Raw genomic sequence first — 20,024 nt, forward strand, 5'->3', positions numbered from 1 at the left:
GGGCTCTGGTCCAAAGCTCCACCGGAAATTTCAACGGGCCGCGCGCCCGTTTTTTTGTGTCTGAAAGACAGCTGGAAGCCGAATGACCAACGACCTGATTGCCAAAGCCGCGATTGACCGCCGCCTTGCCGAGATCATCACCCCGGTGATCGAGGATATGGGCTATGAGCTGGTCCGCATCCGGCTGATGTCCGGCAAGACGACGACCCTGCAGATCATGGCCGACAAGCCCGATGGCGGCATCGAGGTGGATGATTGCGCCGAGATCTCGAATGCGGTCAGCGCCGTGCTGGATGTCGAAGACCCGATCCTGGATGCCTATGCGCTGGAAGTTTCCAGCCCCGGCATCGACCGTCCCCTGACGCGCCTCAAGGACTTCGATATGTTCGAAGGCTACGAGGCCAAGCTGGAAACCGCCGAGCTGATCGACGGACGCCGCCGCTTCAAGGGGGAGTTGGCCGGGATCGAGGATGACGAGGTTCTGATCAATATCGAGGAACACGGCGAAACCGTGACCATCGGTCTGAAATTCGACTGGCTGAGCGATGCCAAGCTGGTGCTGACCGACGATCTGATCAAGGAAATGCTGCGCCAGCGCAAGGCCGCCGGCACGCTGAACGAAGACGCTTTTGACGACGTTATCGAAGATACGCCCCTTGAGGGCGAGGTGACCGAAGGGTCCGAAGAGGAGAACAAGTAATGGCCATCACCTCTGCAAACCAGCTTGAGCTGTTGCAAACCGCCGAAGCCGTGGCGCGCGAAAAAATGATCGACCCCGGCCTGGTGGTCGAAGCCATGGAAGAAAGCCTCGCCCGGGCGGCCAAGAGCCGCTACGGCAGCGAGATGGACATCCGCGTGTCCATCGACCGCAAGACCGGCAAGGCGACCTTCACCCGCGTGCGTTCGGTCGTTGCGGATGAGGACCTGGAGAACTACCAGGCCGAGATGACCGTCGAGCAGGCCAAGCAGTACATGGAAAACCCAGCGGTGGGCGACACCTATGTGGAAGAGGTTCCGCCGGTGGAAATGGGCCGCATCGCGGCACAGTCGGCCAAGCAGGTGATCCTGCAGAAGGTGCGCGAAGCAGAGCGTGACCGCCAGTACGAGGAATTCAAGGACCGCGCGGGCTCCATCATCAACGGTCTCGTCAAGCGCGAGGAATTCGGCAACGTCATCGTCGATGTGGGTGCGGGCGAAGCGATTCTGCGCCGCAACGAAAAGATCGGCCGCGAAAGCTACCGCCCGAACGACCGCATCCGCTGCTACATCAAGGACGTGCGCCGCGAGCCGCGCGGCCCGCAGATCTTCCTCAGCCGCACCGCGCCGGAATTCATGGCCGAGCTGTTCAAGATGGAAGTGCCGGAAATCTATGACGGCATCATCGAGATCAAGGCTGTGGCCCGGGATCCCGGTTCGCGCGCCAAGATCGCCGTGATTTCCTATGATGGTTCCATCGACCCCGTCGGCGCCTGTGTCGGTATGCGCGGCAGCCGTGTGCAGGCCGTGGTGAACGAGCTGCAGGGTGAAAAGATCGACATCATCCCGTGGAACGAAGACCAGCCGACTTTCCTGGTGAACGCGCTGCAGCCCGCAGAAGTCACCAAGGTGGTTCTGGACGAAGAGGCCGGCAAGATCGAGGTCGTCGTCCCCGAGGAACAGCTGAGCCTTGCCATCGGCCGCCGCGGTCAGAACGTGCGCCTGGCGTCGCAACTGACCGGTCTCGACATCGACATCATGACCGAGGAAGAGGAATCGGCGCGCCGCCAGAAGGAATTCGAGGCCCGCACCGCGCTGTTCATGGAAACCCTGGATCTGGACGAGTTCTTTGCCCAGTTGCTGGTCTCCGAAGGCTTCACCAACCTCGAAGAGGTCGGCTACGTCGAGCTGGACGAACTCTTGGTCATCGATGGTGTCGACGAAGGCACCGCCGAGGAGCTGCAGGCCCGCGCCCGCGACTACCTTGAAGCACAGGCCAAGGCCGCCATCGATGCCGCCCGTGCATTGGGCGCCGAGGACAGCCTCATTGACTTTGATGGTCTCACACCCCAGATGGTGGAGGCGCTGGCCAAGGATGGCATCCTGTCGCTTGAGGACTTTGCCACCTGCGCCGACTGGGAACTGGCCGGTGGCTGGACCACCGATGGCGGCGAGCGCATCAAGGACGACGGTATCCTGGAACCCTTCGGCATGTCGCTGGAAGAAGCCCAGGATATGGTGATGACCGCCCGCGTTCTCTTGGGCTGGGTGGACCCCGCCGAGCTGGAGCCGGAAGTCTCTGAAGAAGACGTCGAAGGCGAGGAATCCGAAGAGGAGGGCGCCGGGGCCTGATCCCGGCGGCTTTCTGAAAAGGAGAGACTGAATGGCTCGTGGAGGCGCCGCAAAAGACCGCTCGGACGGTCCGGAGCGCAAGTGCATTGCAACAGGTGAGATCCAACCGAAACAGGGTCTCATCCGCTTTGTGCTGGGTCCGGATGGTCAGGTGGTTGCCGATGTGCTGGGTAAACTGCCCGGTCGCGGCGTTTACGTGACGGCGAGCCGCGCCGCCCTAGAAACGGCGGTCAAGAAAAAGCTCTTCGCCCGTGGGTTCAAGGCCCAGGTGCAGGTTCCCGAAGGGCTGGTGGACGAGGTGGAGCGTCAGGTTCTGCGTCGTCTCGTCGATCTGATCAGCCTGGCGCGCAAGTCGGGCGATGCGGTCGGCGGCTATGAAAAAGTCAAGGATTGGCTGCTAAAGGAAGAGGCATCCGTTCTGATTCAGGCGTCCGATGGATCCGGGCGCGGTAAATCGAAACTGAGTACGCCCCACCGGGGAAAATACATCGGTTGCCTCTCTGCGGATGAGCTGGGGATGGCATTTGGGCGTCAAACTGTGATACATGCGGCGCTTGCCTCTGGTGGACTCAGCAAACGTGTTGTAGAGGAAGCGCAACGATTGCAGGGTTTGCGCGAAATGGTGGGCGGCAAGGGCCGCACGGAAGGATAAAGAGCTTTATGAGCGATAGTGACGGCAAAAAGACGTTGGGTTTGCGTGGCGGTTCCCGGCCTGGGAACGTGAAACAGAGCTTCAGCCATGGGCGGACCAAGAATGTCGTGGTGGAAACCAAGCGCAAGCGCGTTGTGGTTCCCAAGCCGGGTGCGGGTAAGGGGGGCAGCGGTTCCTCTCCTGCGACCGATGGTTCGCGTCGCCCTGCTGGCATCACCGATGCGGAAATGGCCCGCCGCCTGAAGGCGCTGCAGGCCGCCAAGGCCCGCGAGGCCGAAGAGGCGGCGCAGCGCGAGGCCGAGGAAAAGGCCCGCGCCGAAGAGCGTGAGCGCCGCCGCGCCGAACAGGAAGCCAAGGAACGCGAACAGCGCGAAGCCGAGGAAAAAGCCCGTCAAAAGGCCGAAGAGGAAGAGCGCAAGCGCCGCGAAGCCGAAGAAGCGGCCAAGCGTGCTGCTGCCGCACCTGCCGAGGAACCGGCCAAGGCGAAACCCGCAGGCGCCGGTGCCGGTCGTGGTGCGCCCAAGGGTGGCGTTCAGCCCGCGCCGCGCAAAGCGGACCGCGAGCGCGAAGAGCGCGGCCGTGGCGGCAAGGGCCGCGACGAAGGCCGCCGTTCGGGCAAGCTGACCCTGGGCCAGGCCACTGGCGAAGGCGGGCGTCAACGCTCCATGGCCGCGATGAAGCGCAAGCAGGAGCGTGCGCGTCAGAAGGCGATGGGTGGCTCGGTCGAGCGTGAAAAGGTGATCCGCGACGTTCAGCTGCCGGAAACCATCGTGGTCTCCGAACTGGCGAACCGCATGGCGGAACGTGTTGGCGATGTTGTGAAATCGCTCATGCAGATGGGCATGATGGTCACGCAGAACCAGTCCATCGACGCTGACACAGCTGAACTGATCATCGAAGAATTTGGCCACAAGGTTGTCCGTGTGTCCGACTCCGACGTCGAGGACGTCATCAAGGAGGTCGAAGACAAGGAAGAGGACCTGCAGCCGCGTCCGCCGGTGATCACCATCATGGGCCACGTCGACCACGGCAAGACCTCGCTGCTGGATGCGATCCGCGATGCGCGCGTCGTGGCAGGCGAGGCCGGCGGCATCACCCAGCACATCGGTGCCTATCAGGTGAAGACCGAGGGCGGCACCACGCTGACCTTCCTCGACACACCGGGCCACGCGGCCTTTACCTCGATGCGCTCGCGCGGTGCTCAGGTGACGGATATCGTTGTTCTGGTTGTGGCAGCCGATGACTCGGTCATGCCGCAGACCATCGAGGCGATCAACCACGCCAAGGCCGCCGAAGTGCCGATGATCGTGGCGATCAACAAGATCGACAAACCGGCAGCCGACGCCAACAAGGTGCGCGCCGAACTGCTGCAGCACGAGGTGATCGTGGAAGCCATGTCCGGTGAAGTGCAGGACGTGGAAGTCTCTGCCCATACCGGCCAGGGTCTGGACGAGCTGCTCGAAGCCATCGCGCTGCAGGCGGAAATCCTGGAACTGAAGGCCAACCCCGACCGCGCCGCCCAAGGTGCCGTGATCGAGGCGCAGCTGGATGTGGGCCGTGGCCCGGTTGCCACCGTTCTGGTTCAGAACGGCACCCTGCGCCAGGGCGATATCTTCGTCGTGGGAGAGCAATACGGTAAGGTCCGTGCGCTGATCAACGACAAGGGTGATCGCGTCAAGGAAGCCGGCCCCTCGGTTCCGGTCGAGGTTCTCGGTCTCAATGGTACCCCCGAAGCGGGCGATGTGCTGAACGTGACCGAGACCGAAGCCCAGGCGCGCGAGATCGCCGCCTACCGTGAGCAGGCCGCCAAGGACAAGCGCGCTGCCGCCGGTGCCGCGACCACGCTGGAACAGCTGATGGCCAAGGCCAAGGAAGACGAGAACGTATCCGAGCTGCCGATCCTGGTGAAGGCTGACGTGCAGGGGTCTGCCGAGGCGATCGTGCAGGCGATGGAGAAGATCGGCAACGACGAGGTGCGTGTGCGCGTGCTGCACTCGGGCGTCGGCGCCATCACCGAAACCGATATCGGCCTCGCCGAAGCCTCCGGTGCGCCGGTCTTTGGCTTCAACGTGCGTGCCAATGCCTCGGCCCGCAATACCGCCAACCAGAAGGGCGTGGAGATCCGCTATTACTCGGTGATCTATGACCTGGTGGACGATGTGAAGGCGGCGGCCTCTGGCCTGCTGTCGGCCGAGATCAAGGAAAACTTCATCGGTTACGCCACGATCAAGGACGTCTTCAAGGTTTCCAACGTCGGCAAGGTCGCCGGCTGTCTGGTCACCGAAGGTGTTGCCCGCCGCTCGGCCGGTGTGCGCCTGCTGCGTGACAACGTGGTGATCCACGAAGGCACGCTGAAGACGCTGAAGCGTTTCAAGGACGAAGTGTCCGAGGTTCAGTCCGGTCAGGAATGCGGCATGGCCTTCGAGAACTACGAAGATATCCGCGCAGGCGATGTCATCGAGATTTTCGAGCGTCAGGAAGTCGCCCGCCAGCTCGACTGATCGCGCCCGACGCGTTCAACCTGATAGAGAAAGCCCCGGACCTATGGTCCGGGGCTTTTTCATGTGGCAGGAGGGGGGCTTCCCGGGTTTTGCAGCGATGGCGAAGGGCGGCGGCGTCCCTGCCGTGAAAGCGCCCCTTTCAAACGAGTCGAGGGCAGCCGATAGGCTGCCCTCTTTCTCGTGAGTGGTTGGTCTTCGTAGTGCCGTGGACGTGGAGGAAACCGGGGGGCTGAATAATATTGCCCCGCCACGGTAGGAAGTGATGTGCCTGTATGAAACTGCCCCGGACCAGGATGGTTCTGCCAAATTCAGGTCCGTTGCAGCCCTGGTCCTTCTTCAGGGAGACGTTGAGAGAGGTTCACTGCGCGATAGTGTGACCATTTTTTGACAAATTGGTTAACAAACTATTGCCAAACATCTGCGAAACCCACCAATGCTAGTGTTTCTATCGTAAAATCACCCAAGATCAGGTATCAAAACGTGACATGTCGCAAGTGTTGCGGTGGTTCCCCTTACAACCAGTCCCGCAGGATCGGGATCAGGGGAATGTCTGCTGGCGGCATCGGATAGTCGCGCAACTCCTGCGGCCGCGCCCATTTCAGCACCTGGCCTTCGCGGGCCTGGGGAATGCCCTCCCATTTGCGGCAGGCAAACAGCGGCATCAGCAGATGGAAGTCATCATAGCTGTGGCTGGCAAAGGTCAGGGGCGCCAGGCAAGAGGCCCAGGTGTTGATCCCCAGTTCCTCTTCCAGCTCGCGGATCAGGGCTACCTCCGGCGTTTCCCCGGCTTCGACCTTGCCACCGGGAAATTCCCACAGGCCGGCCATGGATTTGCCTTCAGGGCGCTGCGCCAGCAGGATCCGCCCTTCAACGTCGATCAGCGCGACCGCTGAGACGAGGATGGTTTTCATGACCGGTAATCCGCGTTGATGGTGATGTACTGATGGGTCAGATCGCAGGTCCAGACGGTCGCGGAGCCGTCCCCCAGGCCAAGATCGACCTTGATGGTGATCTCGTCCTGCTTCATCTGGGCCGCACCGTCTTCTTCCTTGTAGGAGGAGGCCACCCAGCCCTTTTCGGCCACCAGCACATCGCCGAAGGAGATCGACAGGCGGTCCCGGTCGGCCTCGGCACCGGATTTGCCGATTGCCATCACCACGCGTCCCCAGTTCGGATCTTCACCCGCGATGGCGGTCTTGACCAGCGGAGAGTTGGCAATCGCCATGCCGTGCACCTTGGCCTCGGCATCGGAAACGGCCCCGGTGATCTGGATTTCGACAAACTTGGTGGCGCCTTCGCCATCGCGCACCACCTGGTGGGCCAGATCCATCATCACGGCTTCCAGCGCCTGCGCGAATTCCGCGTTGCCGGTGGCGTCCACGCCAGAGGCCCCCGTGGCGCAGAGCATCAGGCTGTCCGAGGTCGATGTGTCGCTGTCCACGGTGATGCAGTTGAAGCTGCTGTTGCAGATCTCTGCCAGCTGCGCCTGCAGGGCGGCTTGTTCGACCTGGGCATCGGTGAAGATATAGACCAGCATGGTGGCCATATCGGGGGCAATCATGCCGGAGCCTTTGGCGATTCCGGCGATGTTCACGGTCTTTCCGTTGATGGTGACCGTGGCACCGGCGCCCTTGGCAAAGGTGTCGGTGGTCATGATGGCGGCGGCAGCGCGTTCCACAGCGTTTTCGTCCAGCCCGTCGTTCAGCTCGGCGATCTTTGCGACGATCCGCTCATGCGGCAGCGGTTCGCCGATGACACCGGTTGATGCGGTAAAGACGCGCGATTGGGGCGCGCCGGTGATCTTGCTGACCGAGGCGACGATTTCGGCCACCGAAGTCTGCCCATAGTGGCCGGTAAAGGCGTTCGAGTTGCCGGAGTTGACCAGAATGGCGGCAGCGCCTGCGGTATCTCCGCCCAGCTTTGCCTGACAGTCCCGCACCGGTGCGGACCGCGTTTTGGAGCGGGTGAAGACGCCCGCAACCGCCGCGCCCGGATCCAAAACGGCCAGCATCACATCGGTGCGGTCCTTATACTTGACGCCTGCCGCGGCGGTGGCAAAACGCACGCCCTTGACCAGGGGCAGATCGGGAAATGCCGCCGGAGCAAGCGGTGAGACGGGCATGGATTTTGCCATTGGATCAGTTCCTTACCAGGCTGAGATCTTTGATGATCGACACGTCCAGGTCTTCGATTTCCGGGCGCTGGATGTTGGCGGCTGCGGTCAAATCGTTGACGCGATCCTCGACCGCGCGGGTGCGTAGTTCCTGTTCCAACTCGCCGCGCACCTCGTCAAAGCTGGGGGCGGCGGATTTGCGTCGCTCGCGCAGCAGAATCACATGCCAGCCGAATTGAGTCTGTACCGGGTTGGAAATCTGACCCGAGCGCATGGCCAGCAGCGCCTCTTCGAATTCGGGGACCATGCTGCCAAGGCCAAACCAGCCCAGATCGCCGCCGCTGGGGCCGGAGGGGCCGGTGGAATGCGCCTTGGCCATGGTGGCGAAATCGGCGCCGTCGTCTAGCTCTTCCTTGATTTCCCGCGCTTCTTCCTCGGTTTCCAGCAGGATATGCGCGGCGTGGAATTCATCGCCGCCGTTGCCGGTGGAATACTTGCGGTCATAGGCCGCGCGCAGCGCTTCTTCACCAGCGGCATTCGCCATCACGGTTTCGATCACATCGGCGGCCAGAAGGGCGCGGGATTCGTTCTCGACCGAGAGCTGCACATAATGGGGCACCTCGCCATTGAGCTGCTGTTTCAGCGCGGTCTGCTGGATCAGCTGATCGAGAATCGCGTTGTAGAGCACCTCGTCGGGCAGTTGCTTGTACTGCTGCGGCAGGTTCTCGCGCGCCATGATCATATGGCCCAGGGTGATCTCTTCGCCATTGACCGAAGCCACCACCGTATTGGCATGGGGTGCCGCGAGCGCGGGTGCGGCCAGGGCCATCAGGGCCACCGTCGCGGCGCCTCGCAGAAAAGTGAGACCTTTCAGCATTGAATTCTTCCTATTCCCGGGCCGCAGCATGGCGCGGCGTTGACACTTAAATGGCTGCCGCTTACATCGCCTAGGGGCTATTGGGCAGCACCGTCGTTTCCACCTTTGTTTATGGGTTGCGGGCAGGGCGGGCAAGCCTGCCTGAGAACGGAAGCCATGACAGGACTGTTGGAGAGCACATGCTGGGTATCGGAACACTCGCCAAAAAGATTTTCGGCACACCGAACGACCGAAAAGTCAAGGCGACGCGGCCGCTGATCGCACAGATCAACGCGCTGGAACCCGAGTTCGAGAAGCTCAGCGATGAGGGCCTCATCGAGAAGACCGCAGAGCTGCGCAAGCGCGCGCTGGACGGTGAACCCCTGGATGCACTGTTGCCCGAAGCCTTTGCCAACGTGCGCGAAGGGGCGCGTCGTGCTTTGGGCCTGCGGGCCTTTGACACCCAGCTGATGGGCGGTGTCTTCCTGCATCAGGGCAATATCGCCGAGATGAAGACGGGTGAAGGCAAGACATTGGTTGCGACCTTCCCCGCCTACCTCAATGCGCTGACCGGCAAGGGCGTGCATGTGGTCACCGTGAACGAATACCTGGCCAAGCGCGACAGCGAATGGATGGGCAAGGTCTTCGAACAGCTGGGCATGACCACCGGCGTGATCTGGTCCGGCCAGCCCGACGATCAGAAGATGGCGGCCTACCAGTCCGACGTGACCTATGCCACCAACAACGAACTTGGCTTTGACTACCTGCGCGACAACATGAAGCCGAGCCTGGACCAGGTGTTCCAGAAGCAGCACAACTTTGCCATCGTCGACGAGGTCGACTCGATCCTGATCGACGAGGCCCGCACGCCGCTGATCATCTCCGGCCCTGCCGAGGATCGCTCGGAGCTCTACTCGACCATCGACAAGGTGATTCCGCTCCTGAGCGACGAGCATTTTGAGCTGGACGAGAAGACCCGCGGTGTGACCTTCACCGAAGAGGGCAACGAGTATCTTGAGCAGAAGCTGATCGAACACGGTCTGCTGGACGAGGGTGCCTCGCTCTACGATCCCGAAAGCACCACCGTGGTGCACCACGTCAACCAGGCCCTGCGCGCGCACAAGCTGTTCCAGCGCGACAAGGATTACATCGTACGCGATGGCGAGGTGGTGCTGATCGACGAATTCACCGGCCGGATGATGGCGGGCCGCCGCCTGTCCGAAGGTCTGCACCAGGCAATCGAAGCCAAGGAAGAGGTGCAGATCCAGCCCGAGAACACCACTCTGGCCTCGGTTACCTTCCAGAACTACTTCCGCCTTTATGACCGCCTGTCCGGCATGACCGGCACCGCCATGACAGAGGCCGAGGAATTTGCCGAGATCTACGGTCTGGGCGTGGTCGAGGTTCCCACCAACAGGCCCATCGCCCGGGTGGATGAGGACGATCAGGTCTACCGGACCGCTGCCGAGAAATACCGCGCCATGATCGAGGAAACCAAGAAAGCCCACGCCAAGGGCCAGCCGGTTCTTCTGGGCACCACCTCGATCGAGAAATCTGAACTCCTGAGCCAGCTTTTGAAACAGGAAGGCATCGAACATAACGTTCTGAACGCCCGCCATCACGAGCAGGAAGCGCAGATCGTGGCCGATGCGGGCCGCCTGGGTGCGGTGACCATCGCCACCAACATGGCCGGTCGCGGTACCGACATTCAGCTGGGCGGCAACGTCGAGATGAAGGTGATGGAGGCGCTGGAAGCCAATCCGGAGGCCGACCCCGTCGCCCTGCGCGCCGAGGAAGAAGCCAAGCACGCGGAAGAGAAACAGAAGGTGCTTGATGCGGGAGGGCTGTTCGTGATGGCCTCCGAACGACACGAAAGCCGCCGGATCGACAACCAGCTGCGTGGCCGTTCGGGCCGTCAGGGCGATCCGGGTCGCACCCGATTCTACCTCAGCCTCGAAGACGACCTGATGCGCATCTTCGGCTCCGAGCGGCTCGACAAGGTTCTGTCTTCGCTCGGCATGAAGGAAGGCGAGGCGATCATTCACCCTTGGGTGAATAAATCGCTGGAACGCGCCCAGGCCAAGGTAGAGGGCCGCAACTTCGACATGCGCAAGAACGTGCTAAAGTTCGACGATGTGATGAACGACCAGCGCAAGGTGATCTTCGGCCAGCGGCGCGAGATCATGGCCGCCGAAGACCTGTCGGAAATCGTGCAGGACATGCGCCACGAGGTGATCTCTGATCTGATCGACACCTATATGCCGCCCAAGACCTATGCCGATCAGTGGGACACCGAAGGCCTGCAGGCCGCTGTCGCCGAAGGGCTCTCCATCGATGCGCCGGTTGCCGATTGGGCCGCCGAAGAAGGTGTGGACGACGAACAGATCCGCGAACGGCTGGAAGATGCCAGCGATGCGATGATGGCAGAAAAGACCGAGGCCTTCGGCCCCGAGAACATGCGTCAGATCGAAAAGCAGGTACTGCTGCAGACCATTGACGCCAAGTGGCGCGAGCATCTTCTGACGCTGGAGCACCTGCGCTCGGTCGTGGGCTTCCGCGGCTATGCGCAGCGCGATCCGCTCAATGAATACAAGAACGAAAGCTTCCAGCTGTTTGAGACCATGCTGGATTCGTTGCGCGAAGATGTCACCAAACAGCTGAGCCGCGTGCGCCCGATGAACGAGGAAGAGCAGCGCCAGATGATGATGGAGATGGCCGCACGTCAGGCCGCGATGCAGCAGATGGCCGCCGCTGCGGCGGGTGACGCTCCTGCTGCCGGTGGCGGTGGAGAGCCGGTTGAGGATCCCCTGCCCGGTTTTGTCGAGAATGACCCCGCGACCTGGGGCAACCCGTCGCGCAACGACAAATGCCCCTGCGGCTCCGGCAAGAAGTTCAAACATTGCCACGGGCGCCTGTCCTGATCGGCAAATCCGGCAGCTTGGCGGGATGAAATCACAGGCGTCCGACCGGGTCTATTGGGTCGGACGCAGACGTTAAAATTCTCTTTATTTTGCCTGAATCTCACCTGCGGGCGGCCACAAACTGGCCGCCTTTTGCTTGTTACAGTTCCTTAACCTATTCTGGGGGTGGAGCCTGTGACGATGGACAAGCGAGTATTGATATTGAGTGGCGCGACCATGGTCTGCGCCTTGGGGATTGGCTTCTTCATGCAGCAGTCAGCCTCGCCCCGGTCGTTGGATGCGCCCGGACAAATCGCTTCTGTCGACGTGGCTGCCTCGGGGGTACAGGCTCTGCAGATGCCGGCGGAACCTGAAAGCGGCGCTTTCAAGATTGAGAATATCACGCTGACCTCGGTGCCGCGCGCAGAGGCTCAGGAGCTGCAGGGCGAAACCCCGGGCCCGGCCACGCTGGCCGCAGCAGAGGATTGTGAGCTTGCGGTGACCGCCCTTGCGCGCCCCGGCGCCATGGTCGATATCGCCGTCTCGGCCCCCTGTCAGGCCGGTGCGCGGTTGACGGTGCATCACCATGGCATGATGTTCACCACGGCCCTGGATGAGGCGGGCGCTTGGCGTCAGATGGTTCCGGCGCTGGCATCCACAGCTGTTTTCATCCTCGAACCCGAAGGTGGCAAGGCAGAGGTCGCCGCGGTGCCTGTGCCCGATCTGGCCGAGGTGGACCGTGTCGTGCTGCAATGGAGCGGCAACAGCGGCTTTGAGATCCACGCCCGCGAAAACGGTGCCGAATATGGTGCAGCCGGTCACGTCTGGCATGGTTCCGATCCGGAGGCCGGTCAGGGCCGGATGCTGCGCCTTGGCGACGCGGATCAACTCGCGCCGCGCCTGGCCGAGGTCTACAGCCTAGCCCGCGGATCGGAGCAGGGCAGCACGGTCGATCTGAGCGTGGAAACCGAGATCACCGCGATCAATTGCGGACGCGATATCGAGGCGCAGGTACTGACACTGGGCACGGCGAGCGACGATCAACGGCTGCGCACACGGGATCTGACCCTTGCAATGCCCGATTGCACCGCCGAGGGTGACTTTCTGGTGTTGAATAATCTGCTGGAAAACCTGAAAATCGCCGCCAACTGATCTGCGACTGTTTCAGGATTTCTCATGGCTTTCTTGCGTGCGGCGATCTGCGCCGCACTTCTTCTGTCCGGCACCACCCTGCCACTTTTTGCGCAGGATGTGACCCTGTCCTCTCCCGATGGTGCGGTGGAAATCACTGGCAACCTGCTGGGATTTGACGGCGAATACTACCGCGTGGACACGAAGTTCGGAGAGCTGACCGTCGATGGATCCGGGGTCACCTGCGATGGTCCGGGCTGTCCCAGCCTGTCGGATTTCGTGGCCGAGATCTCCTTGTCCGGTTCATCCAGCATGGCAGAAGTTCTGCTGCCTGCGCTGATCGAGGGCTTTGCCCTGCGCAATGGCTACCAGACCCGGCGCGATTCCTTGCCAGAGGGCAACTTCGAATATGTGCTGATGCGCGGTGCCGGGCGCCCGGCGGCGCGGTTCAGCTTCTTCGTCAGCAATACCGATGAAGGCTTTGCGGATCTTCTTGCCGATGAGGCGGATATCGTCATGGCCCTGCGTGAGATCCGTGCCTCAGAGCGCGAGCGGGCGCGCGAAGCGGGCATGGGGGATATGACCGGCCCGGCCCGCAGCCGGGTTCTGGCGCTGGATGCCATGGTGCCGCTGGTCTCGCCAGAGAACCCGGTGCAAAGCATCTCTCTGCCACAATTGGTTTCGGTCTTTTCAGGAGAGATCAGCAATTGGTCGGCGCTTGGCGGCGCGGATGCGCCGATCTCCCTGCATCTGCCGGTCGCGGGATCGGGGCTGGCGCAGGCATTTGAGGACAAGCTGATGGCGCCGGTAGAGGCCGCGCTTGCGCCGGGTCTGCGTCGACATGATCGCCACAGTACCCTGGTGCGGGTGGTCGCCACCGATCCCTTCGCCATCGGAATCGGCAGCTTTGCCAATACCGGCACGGCGCGGGCGCTGACGCTCACCGGGACTTGCGGGTTTTCCCTGCGGGCAACGCGGCGATCGATCAAGACCGAGGATTACCCGCTGACCTCTCCGATGTTCCTGTACCTGCCGGAACGCCGCCTGCCGAAAGTGGCGCGGGATTTCCTCAACTATGTGCGTGGCCCGGGGGCGCAGATCGTGATCCGTCGGGCGGGGTTCGTGGATCAGGCACCGGAGCGCATTGCTCTGGCCGTGCAGGGGGACCGGATCGCCAATGCCATCCAGGCGGCGGGGCCGGAGGTCGATCTTGAAGAGCTGCAGCGCCTGGTCAAGACCTTGCGCGGCTTCACGCGATTGACCACCTCCTTTCGGTTCGAGCCCGGTTCGACCCGGCCCGATGCCCAGTCGCGCAGCAATATCGAGCAATTGAGCCGGGCGCTGGAGGCCGGGGTCCATGATGCCAGCCGCCTGCTATTCGTCGGCTTCTCGGATGGCGACGGCCCGGCGGCTATGAACCGCCAGATCGCCTTGAAGCGGGCCAAATCCGTTCGCGATGCGGTGATTGCCGCGGCAGAGACCGCGAACCTGGATCGGGTGGAAATTGAAGTGGCAGCCTTTGGCGAAGCCTTGCCAATGGCCTGCGACGATAGTGCCTGGGGGCGCGAAGCCAACCGCCGGGTCGAGGTCTGGGTGCGCTGACTGGGCAGTACAGGGCGCTTTGCTGCCGATGGAGTGGAGCGCTCCCGCGCGTTTGTCGCCGCATCACAGATGCATCGAAAACCCTTGGGCGTAGCGCCGCGCATCGCGCGGCGCTACGCCCAACTCCGTCAAGGGGGCATGGCGTAGACAGGCCACCTGCGGCGGCTGGGAGAGCCACGTTTGCCAAATTTGGATCAAAGATAGCCGTGGCTGCGAAAGCTGAGCTCGCTGGATTTGCCGATGATCAGATGGTCATGCAGCGCGATCCCCAAGACAGTGAGCGCAGCCGCCACGCTTGCGGTCATGGAGATATCACTTTCCGAAGGAGTGGGATCGCCTGAGGGGTGATTGTGCACCAGGATCACCGCGCTGGCGTTCATCTCCAGCGCGCGTTTGGCCACTTCGCGGGGATAGACCGGCACATGGTCCACCGTACCCCGCGCCTGTTCTTCATCCGCGATCAGCACGTTCTTGCGATCAAGGAACAAGACGCGGAACTGTTCCACCTCGGAATGGGACATGGTGGTATGGCAATAGTCCAGCAGCGCATCCCAACCCGAGAGCACATGACGCTGCAGGATCCGCGCCCGCGCCATGCGATGCGCCGCGGCCTCTATCACCTTGAGATCGGTGATCACCGCTTCGCCGATCCCCTTGACCTGCAACAAGCGCTCGGTCGGTGCGGTCACGACACGGTTGAAGTCGCCGAAGGTATCCATCAGCCTGCGCGCCAGCGGCTTCACGTCCTTGCGGGGGATGGAGCGGAACAGCACCAGTTCCAGCAGCTCATAATCCGGCATCGCCGCCGCGCCGCCGTCAATGAAGCGTTTGCGCAGCCGGGCGCGATGATCCTTGATGTAGGAGGGCAGGCGGCCTGCGGGCAGCAGGGCGGCGCGTGCCTCGTCACTGCAATCAAACAGCGGCAAGGTCTCGTTCCGGGATGCGCCTGCTTTCCCCATGATCGTCCCCCATGATCACCACGTTGGCGATATCAAGGCTAACTCATCCCTATCAAATGGCGGCTGGATTTGGTTAAGAAAGAAAAAACGCCCCGATGAGGGGCGTTTTTGCGATAGTATTCCGAAAAGGGCATGCAAGGCGCCTAGCCCTTCATCCCGTCCCAGAAGCTTTTGACCGAGGAGAAGAAACTCCGGGATTCCGGGTTGGTGTTCTCTTCCGACAGGTCTTCGAACTCGCGCAGCAGCTCCTTCTGGCGTGCGGTGAGGTTCACGGGTGTTTCCACCGCCAGTTCGATGAACATGTCCCCGGGCGCGCCGCCGCGCAGGGCGGGCATGCCCTTGCCGCGCAGGCGCATCTGGCGGCCGGACTGGCTGCCTTCGGGGATCTGCACGCGGCCGCGACCGCCGTCGATGGTCGGCACCTCGATGGCACCGCCCAGGGCGGCCTTGGCCATGGAGACCGGAACCCGGCAATAGAGGTTGTTGCCGTCGCGTTCGAACAGATCGTGCGGTGCCACCTCCACAAAGATGTAGAGATCGCCCGGAGGCCCACCGCGCAGGCCCGCCTCGCCTTCACCGGCCAGGCGGATGCGGGTGCCGGTCTCGACCCCTGCCGGGATGTTCACCGACAGCGAGCGGTCCTTTTCGACGCGGCCATGACCGTGGCAGGTCTTGCAGGGGTTCTTGATGATCTGGCCCAGGCCCGAACAGGTCGGACAGGTGCGTTCGACGGTGAAAAAGCCCTGCTGCGCGCGCACCTTGCCCATGCCGGAACAGGTCGGGCAGGTGGTGGGTTCAACCCCGCCTTCGGCGCCGGAACCGTCACAGGAGGTACAGGCGACCGAGGTCGGCACCTTGATGGTCTTGTGCAGGCCGGTGAAGGCTTCTTCCAGGTTGACACGCAGGTTGTAGCGCAGATCCGCGCCGCGCGATGCGCGCTGACGTCCGCCAGCCTGGCCGCGCCCACCCATGAAGTCGCCAAAGAGATCGTCGAAGACATCCGAGAAGGCAGAGGAGAAATCGCCGCCGCCGGGATGACCGCCGCGCGGCCCGCCGCCACCACCACCCATGCCGTTTTCAAAGGCGGCATGGCCAAAGCGGTCATAGGCGGCTTTCTTCTCGGGGTCCTTCAGGACTTCATAGGCCTCGTTGGCCTCTTTGAACTGGGCTTCTGCATCCGGGTTGTCGGCATTGCGGTCCGGGTGCAACTCCTTGGCCTTCTTGCGATAGCCCTTCTTGATCTCGTCGGCGCTGGCGCCTTTCGGAACGTCAAGAATGTCGTAGTAGTCACGTTTTGACATCGGTGTATTCCTTCTGCCTCAACGAAAAACGGGCCAGCCCGGGATGCGGACCGGCCCGTGGTCAAGCCTGAGTATCAGGCCTTAACGCTTGTCGTCGTCCAGGTCTTCGAATTCGGCATCAACGATGTCGTCATCGCCAGAGGCAGCAGCCTCATCGGCGGCGGCGGGTTCGTCGTCAGCCTCTTCGGCTTGTGCCTTGTAGATCGCCTCGCCCAGTTTCATCGCCGCTTCGGTGACGTTCTGGATACCGGCCTTGATCTTTTCGGCGTTGGCCTTGTCGCTTTCCAGGTCGTCCTTCAGCGCCGCAACCGCCAGTTCGATCACTTCGACGGTGGAGGGGTCGACCTTGTCGCCGTGCTCCTCGAGCGATTTCTCGGTCGAGTGGATCAGGCTTTCGGCCTGGTTCTTGGCTTCGATCAGCTCGCGGCGTTCCTTGTCCGCCTCGGCGTTCTCCTCGGCGTCCTTGACCATCTGTTCGATATCCTCGTCCGACAGACCGCCGGATGCCTGGATGGTGATGGTCTGCTCCTTGCCGGTCGCCTTGTCCTTGGCGCCGACCGAAACGATGCCGTTGGCGTCGATGTCGAAGGTCACCTCGATCTGAGGCATGCCGCGCGGTGCGGGCGGGATTTCCTCGAGGTTGAACTGACCCAGCATCTTGTTGTCGGCCGCCATCTCACGCTCACCCTGGAACACGCGAATGGTCACGGCGTTCTGGTTGTCCTCGGCGGTCGAGAAGACCTGGGACTTTTTCGTCGGGATGGTGGTGTTGCGGTCGATCAGGCGGGTGAAGACACCGCCCAGGGTTTCGATACCGAGCGACAACGGGGTCACGTCCAGCAGAACCACGTCTTTGACGTCACCCTGCAGAACACCGGCCTGGATGGCGGCGCCCATGGCAACCACTTCGTCCGGGTTCACACCCTTGTGGGGTTCCTTGCCGAAGAACTTGGTCACCTCTTCGATGACCTTGGGCATGCGGGTCATACCGCCGACCAGAACCACCTCATCGATGTCGGACGCGGACAGGCCGGCGTCTTTCAGAGCTGCCTGGCAGGGCTTCATCGAGGCCTTGATCAGGTCACCCACCAGCGATTCCAGCTTGGCGCGGGTCAGTTTCATGACCATGTGCAGCGGCTGGCCCGAGGAGGGATCCATCGAGATGAACGGCTGGTTGATTTCGGTCTGCGAGCTGGAGGACAGTTCGATCTTCGCCTTTTCAGCCGCCTCTTTCAGGCGCTGCAGGGCCATCTTGTCCTTGGTCAGGTCGACGCCGTGCTCTTTCTTGAACTCGTCCGCCAGGTAGTTGACGATGCGCATGTCGAAGTCTTCACCACCGAGGAAGGTGTCACCGTTGGTGGATTTCACTTCAAACAGGCCGTCGTCGATTTCCAGGATGGTCACGTCGAAGGTACCACCACCAAGGTCATAAACCGCGATGGTCTGGGTGTCTTCCTTGTCGAGACCATAGGCCAGCGCGGCGGCGGTCGGTTCGTTGATGATGCGCAGCACTTCCAGGCCCGCGATCTTGCCCGCGTCCTTGGTGGCCTGACGCTGGGCGTCGTTGAAATAGGCAGGCACGGTGATGACGGCCTGGGTCACTTCCTCACCGAGGTAGGACTCCGCGGTCTCTTTCATCTTGCCGAGGATGAAGGCCGAAATCTGGCTCGGGGAGTATTTCTCACCCTTGGCTTCGACCCATGCATCGCCGTTGCCGCCGTTGATCACGTTGAACGGCAGGTTTTTCTTGTCTTTTGCCAGGTCGGCATCGTCGAACCGGCGACCGATCAGGCGCTTGACGCCAAAGATGGTGTTGTCCGGGTTGGTGACGGCCTGACGCTTGGCGGGTTGGCCGACCAGGCGCTCTTCATCGGTGAAGGCCACGATGGAGGGCGTGGTGCGCGCACCTTCGGCGTTTTCGATGACGCGGGGCTGCGAGCCGTCCATGATGGCGACGCAGGAGTTGGTGGTCCCGAGGTCGATCCCGATAACTTTGCTCATTTTCGATCCCTTTTCTTTTCAAGGCGATTTCCCGAAGACCGGACCCGTTTTGGCATCCAGCCCCCGATTTCGGTGCCGAGAGGTCTGCATCTCTCGGCGTCAGGGCGTATATAGGGAGCAGATTTTGCCCCTGCAACCGCCAGAACGCGTCGAGAAAGACGATTCAATGCGCTTTTTTGCAAGGGGTGTGGTTAAGGATGAGATAACGGCGATGAGCAAGTTGCGCCTGCGCGGATTCGAGATTTACAAATCCTATCTGGACCCCGCCCGGCAGCGCGAGTTGATCGAGGCGCTGCGCCCGATTCTGAAGGCGGCGCCGCTGTTCTCTCCGAAGGTGCCGTCTGGTGGGCAGATGTCCGTGCGGATGACCTCGGCCGGCGCCTATGGCTGGTACTCCGATGCCGAGGGCTATCGCTACGAGAAGCAGCATCCGCGCGGCCAGGACTGGCCCGCGATCCCGGATCCGATCCTGTCGATCTGGGGCGATCTGACCGGGCTGGAGCGCCTGCCCGATTGCTGCCTGGTCAACTACTACGGGGAAGGCGCCAGGATGGGCCTGCATCAGGACAAGGACGAGGCGGATTTCTCCTATCCGGTGGTCTCTATCTCTTTGGGCGATGACGGGCTGTTGCGCCTGGGCGGCACGGGGCGCGGCGGCAAGACGGATTCGGTCTGGCTCAGCTCCGGCGATGTGGTGGTGATGGGGGGCGAAGCACGCCTCGCCTATCACGGCGTGGACCGGATCCGCTTCAAGTCCTCCCGGCTTTTGCCAAAAGGTGGGCGGCTCAACCTGACCCTGCGGGTGGTGACCTGAGCCTGGGCTCAGGTCCCGATACTGATGTGCCTAGCGGCGTGCGTTCCAGCTGATCGATGCGCGGCGCCGGGTGTAGAAATCGCCCATCAGGCCCAGCATCACCAGGACCAGCCCCACCCAGGCGGCATACTCCCAATTGCTGTAATGGGGGTTGTAGTTGATGAAGACAAAGCCGCGCGATTGATCGATGCAGTGAAACAGCGGGTTCCAGTCGAACATCGCCAGCATGAAGCTGGGCAGGGTGTTGGCCAGGAACATCTTGCCCGAGGCAATCATATTGGCCCGCTGATAGACGGTGCTGATGATCCCAACCACGCTGGGCGCCCAGGGCTTCATAACGAGAAACAACAGGCCCACGGACGCGCCGGTAAACCAGGCGAGCAAGACCATGCCATAGGCGCCGATCGGATCCTCGATATGCACGGGGGTAAAGGCGACGTGATAGACGAAGAGGATGATCAGCAGCGACAGCGTCTGGACATAGAGCGAGCCAAGCGCGGCCGATAGGATGGCCACCATCGTATTCATCGGCGCATGTTGCATCATCGGGCTGCTTGGCCCTTCGGCGCCGGCAACGGCACCAACCGTCTTGGCATGGGTCATGAAGAGGAAGATCCCCGACATCACATAAAGCAGAAAGTCGCCGCGGATCGCGGAGCCGCGCAATCCCATCACCGCAAACATGAAATAGAAGGCGGCAACGAACAGGACCGCCTGCAGGATGTTGAGACCCAGCGCGATAAAGGCGTTGTTGTGTTTCGACCGCACGCTGCGCACGGTGCTGTGAAACACCACTTCGCTCAAGGCGATGATGCCGGAAAAGGGCGATCTCTGCGTTCGAAGCTGGAACATGTTACTGATGGTGT

The 20,024-nt window shown here is 62.1% G+C and carries 15 protein-coding genes; 8 read left to right on the forward strand and 7 right to left on the reverse strand.

What is annotated here, in order from left to right:
* The first annotated feature begins 82 nt into the window (after positions 1-82).
* From rimP to infB, 4 genes are read left to right on the forward strand one after another with little or no spacing between them, the layout of a single operon-like run.
* A complete protein-coding gene (gene rimP, locus PXK01_RS01925; RefSeq protein WP_274848768.1) occupies positions 83-700 on the forward strand; it encodes a ribosome maturation factor RimP in 618 nt (205 codons plus the stop codon).
* Positions 700-2,328 carry a transcription termination factor NusA gene (gene nusA / locus PXK01_RS01930; protein ID WP_274848766.1) on the forward strand — a complete coding sequence of 543 codons (1,629 nt, stop codon included), beginning with the start codon at positions 700-702 and terminating at the stop codon, positions 2,326-2,328. The genes rimP and nusA overlap by 1 nt, the downstream gene beginning before the upstream one ends.
* Positions 2,329-2,359: 31 nt before the next feature.
* Positions 2,360-2,980, forward strand: coding sequence for an RNA-binding protein (locus PXK01_RS01935; protein WP_274858654.1), 621 nt, complete (start codon positions 2,360-2,362; stop codon positions 2,978-2,980).
* A gap of 8 nt (positions 2,981-2,988) precedes the next feature.
* Positions 2,989-5,481: a translation initiation factor IF-2 gene (gene infB, locus PXK01_RS01940; RefSeq protein ID WP_274848764.1), complete on the forward strand. Its 2,493-nt coding sequence runs from the start codon at positions 2,989-2,991 to the stop codon at positions 5,479-5,481.
* A gap of 512 nt (positions 5,482-5,993) precedes the next feature.
* Here the strand turns inward: infB and mutT are convergent.
* Genes mutT through PXK01_RS01955 form a run of 3 tightly spaced genes read right to left on the reverse strand, consistent with a single transcriptional unit; the run spans position 5,994 to position 8,471 of the window.
* Positions 5,994-6,392, reverse strand: a complete 399-nt coding sequence (gene mutT / locus PXK01_RS01945) for an 8-oxo-dGTP diphosphatase MutT (RefSeq protein WP_274848763.1) — start codon at positions 6,390-6,392, stop codon at positions 5,994-5,996.
* On the reverse strand, positions 6,389-7,615 hold the full coding sequence (argJ, locus tag PXK01_RS01950; RefSeq protein ID WP_274858655.1) for a bifunctional glutamate N-acetyltransferase/amino-acid acetyltransferase ArgJ: 1,227 nt from the start codon (positions 7,613-7,615) through the stop codon (positions 6,389-6,391). The genes mutT and argJ overlap by 4 nt, the downstream gene beginning before the upstream one ends.
* Before the next feature lie 4 nt (positions 7,616-7,619).
* Entirely contained in the window at positions 7,620-8,471 is an 852-nt protein-coding gene (locus tag PXK01_RS01955) for a peptidylprolyl isomerase (protein WP_274848761.1), read from the reverse strand.
* A 179-nt stretch (positions 8,472-8,650) separates the two neighbouring features.
* Between PXK01_RS01955 and secA the strand changes: the two genes are divergently transcribed.
* The 3 genes from secA to PXK01_RS01970 all read left to right on the forward strand — a co-directional run bounded on the left by secA (position 8,651) and on the right by PXK01_RS01970 (position 14,083).
* Positions 8,651-11,371, forward strand: a complete 2,721-nt coding sequence (gene secA / locus PXK01_RS01960) for a preprotein translocase subunit SecA (protein ID WP_274848760.1) — start codon at positions 8,651-8,653, stop codon at positions 11,369-11,371.
* Positions 11,372-11,551: 180 nt separating this feature from the next.
* Positions 11,552-12,502 (forward strand): hypothetical protein, encoded by a 951-nt coding sequence (locus PXK01_RS01965; RefSeq protein ID WP_274858656.1) that lies wholly within the window; start codon positions 11,552-11,554, stop codon positions 12,500-12,502.
* Between the two features lie 24 nt (positions 12,503-12,526).
* On the forward strand, positions 12,527-14,083 hold the full coding sequence (locus PXK01_RS01970; protein WP_274858657.1) for a phosphate ABC transporter substrate-binding/OmpA family protein: 1,557 nt from the start codon (positions 12,527-12,529) through the stop codon (positions 14,081-14,083).
* Positions 14,084-14,277: 194 nt separating this feature from the next.
* Here the strand turns inward: PXK01_RS01970 and radC are convergent, their stop codons facing one another.
* From radC to dnaK, 3 genes are all read right to left on the reverse strand, one after another.
* Positions 14,278-15,042 carry a RadC family protein gene (gene radC, locus PXK01_RS01975; RefSeq protein ID WP_274858658.1) on the reverse strand — a complete coding sequence of 255 codons (765 nt, stop codon included), beginning with the start codon at positions 15,040-15,042 and terminating at the stop codon, positions 14,278-14,280.
* Between the two features lie 143 nt (positions 15,043-15,185).
* Positions 15,186-16,343, reverse strand: coding sequence for a molecular chaperone DnaJ (gene dnaJ, locus PXK01_RS01980; protein ID WP_274848756.1), 1,158 nt, complete (start codon positions 16,341-16,343; stop codon positions 15,186-15,188).
* A gap of 81 nt (positions 16,344-16,424) precedes the next feature.
* Positions 16,425-18,344 carry a molecular chaperone DnaK gene (gene dnaK, locus PXK01_RS01985; protein ID WP_274858659.1) on the reverse strand — a complete coding sequence of 640 codons (1,920 nt, stop codon included), beginning with the start codon at positions 18,342-18,344 and terminating at the stop codon, positions 16,425-16,427.
* Positions 18,345-18,555: 211 nt separating this feature from the next.
* Between dnaK and PXK01_RS01990 the strand changes: the two genes are divergently transcribed.
* The gene (locus PXK01_RS01990) at positions 18,556-19,158 is read left to right on the forward strand and encodes an alpha-ketoglutarate-dependent dioxygenase AlkB (protein ID WP_274848754.1); all 603 of its coding nucleotides are present in this window, start codon (positions 18,556-18,558) and stop codon (positions 19,156-19,158) included.
* Between the two features lie 30 nt (positions 19,159-19,188).
* Here PXK01_RS01990 and PXK01_RS01995 read toward each other — a convergent pair whose 3' ends face one another.
* Positions 19,189-20,010: an ABC transporter permease gene (locus PXK01_RS01995; RefSeq protein WP_274848753.1), complete on the reverse strand. Its 822-nt coding sequence runs from the start codon at positions 20,008-20,010 to the stop codon at positions 19,189-19,191.
* Positions 20,011-20,024 lie beyond the last annotated feature (14 nt).

Origin of the sequence: Phaeobacter sp. PT47_59 (assembly GCF_028890025.1) — a bacterium.
GTDB lineage: Bacteria > Pseudomonadota > Alphaproteobacteria > Rhodobacterales > Rhodobacteraceae > Phycobacter.

What these genes read in the sequence shown, in the direction of transcription:
- rimP (WP_274848768.1), top strand. Translation starts at nt 83, where the DNA reads ATGACCAACGACCTGATTGCCAAAGCCGCGATTGACCGCCGCCTTGCC.
- nusA (WP_274848766.1), top strand. Translation starts at nt 700, where the DNA reads ATGGCCATCACCTCTGCAAACCAGCTTGAGCTGTTGCAAACCGCCGAA.
- PXK01_RS01935 (WP_274858654.1), top strand. Translation starts at nt 2,360, where the DNA reads ATGGCTCGTGGAGGCGCCGCAAAAGACCGCTCGGACGGTCCGGAGCGC.
- infB (WP_274848764.1), top strand. Translation starts at nt 2,989, where the DNA reads ATGAGCGATAGTGACGGCAAAAAGACGTTGGGTTTGCGTGGCGGTTCC.
- mutT (WP_274848763.1), bottom strand. Translation starts at nt 6,392, where the DNA reads ATGAAAACCATCCTCGTCTCAGCGGTCGCGCTGATCGACGTTGAAGGG.
- argJ (WP_274858655.1), bottom strand. Translation starts at nt 7,615, where the DNA reads ATGGCAAAATCCATGCCCGTCTCACCGCTTGCTCCGGCGGCATTTCCC.
- PXK01_RS01955 (WP_274848761.1), bottom strand. Translation starts at nt 8,471, where the DNA reads ATGCTGAAAGGTCTCACTTTTCTGCGAGGCGCCGCGACGGTGGCCCTG.
- secA (WP_274848760.1), top strand. Translation starts at nt 8,651, where the DNA reads ATGCTGGGTATCGGAACACTCGCCAAAAAGATTTTCGGCACACCGAAC.
- PXK01_RS01965 (WP_274858656.1), top strand. Translation starts at nt 11,552, where the DNA reads ATGGACAAGCGAGTATTGATATTGAGTGGCGCGACCATGGTCTGCGCC.
- PXK01_RS01970 (WP_274858657.1), top strand. Translation starts at nt 12,527, where the DNA reads ATGGCTTTCTTGCGTGCGGCGATCTGCGCCGCACTTCTTCTGTCCGGC.
- radC (WP_274858658.1), bottom strand. Translation starts at nt 15,042, where the DNA reads ATGGGGAAAGCAGGCGCATCCCGGAACGAGACCTTGCCGCTGTTTGAT.
- dnaJ (WP_274848756.1), bottom strand. Translation starts at nt 16,343, where the DNA reads ATGTCAAAACGTGACTACTACGACATTCTTGACGTTCCGAAAGGCGCC.
- dnaK (WP_274858659.1), bottom strand. Translation starts at nt 18,344, where the DNA reads ATGAGCAAAGTTATCGGGATCGACCTCGGGACCACCAACTCCTGCGTC.
- PXK01_RS01990 (WP_274848754.1), top strand. Translation starts at nt 18,556, where the DNA reads ATGAGCAAGTTGCGCCTGCGCGGATTCGAGATTTACAAATCCTATCTG.
- PXK01_RS01995 (WP_274848753.1), bottom strand. Translation starts at nt 20,010, where the DNA reads ATGTTCCAGCTTCGAACGCAGAGATCGCCCTTTTCCGGCATCATCGCC.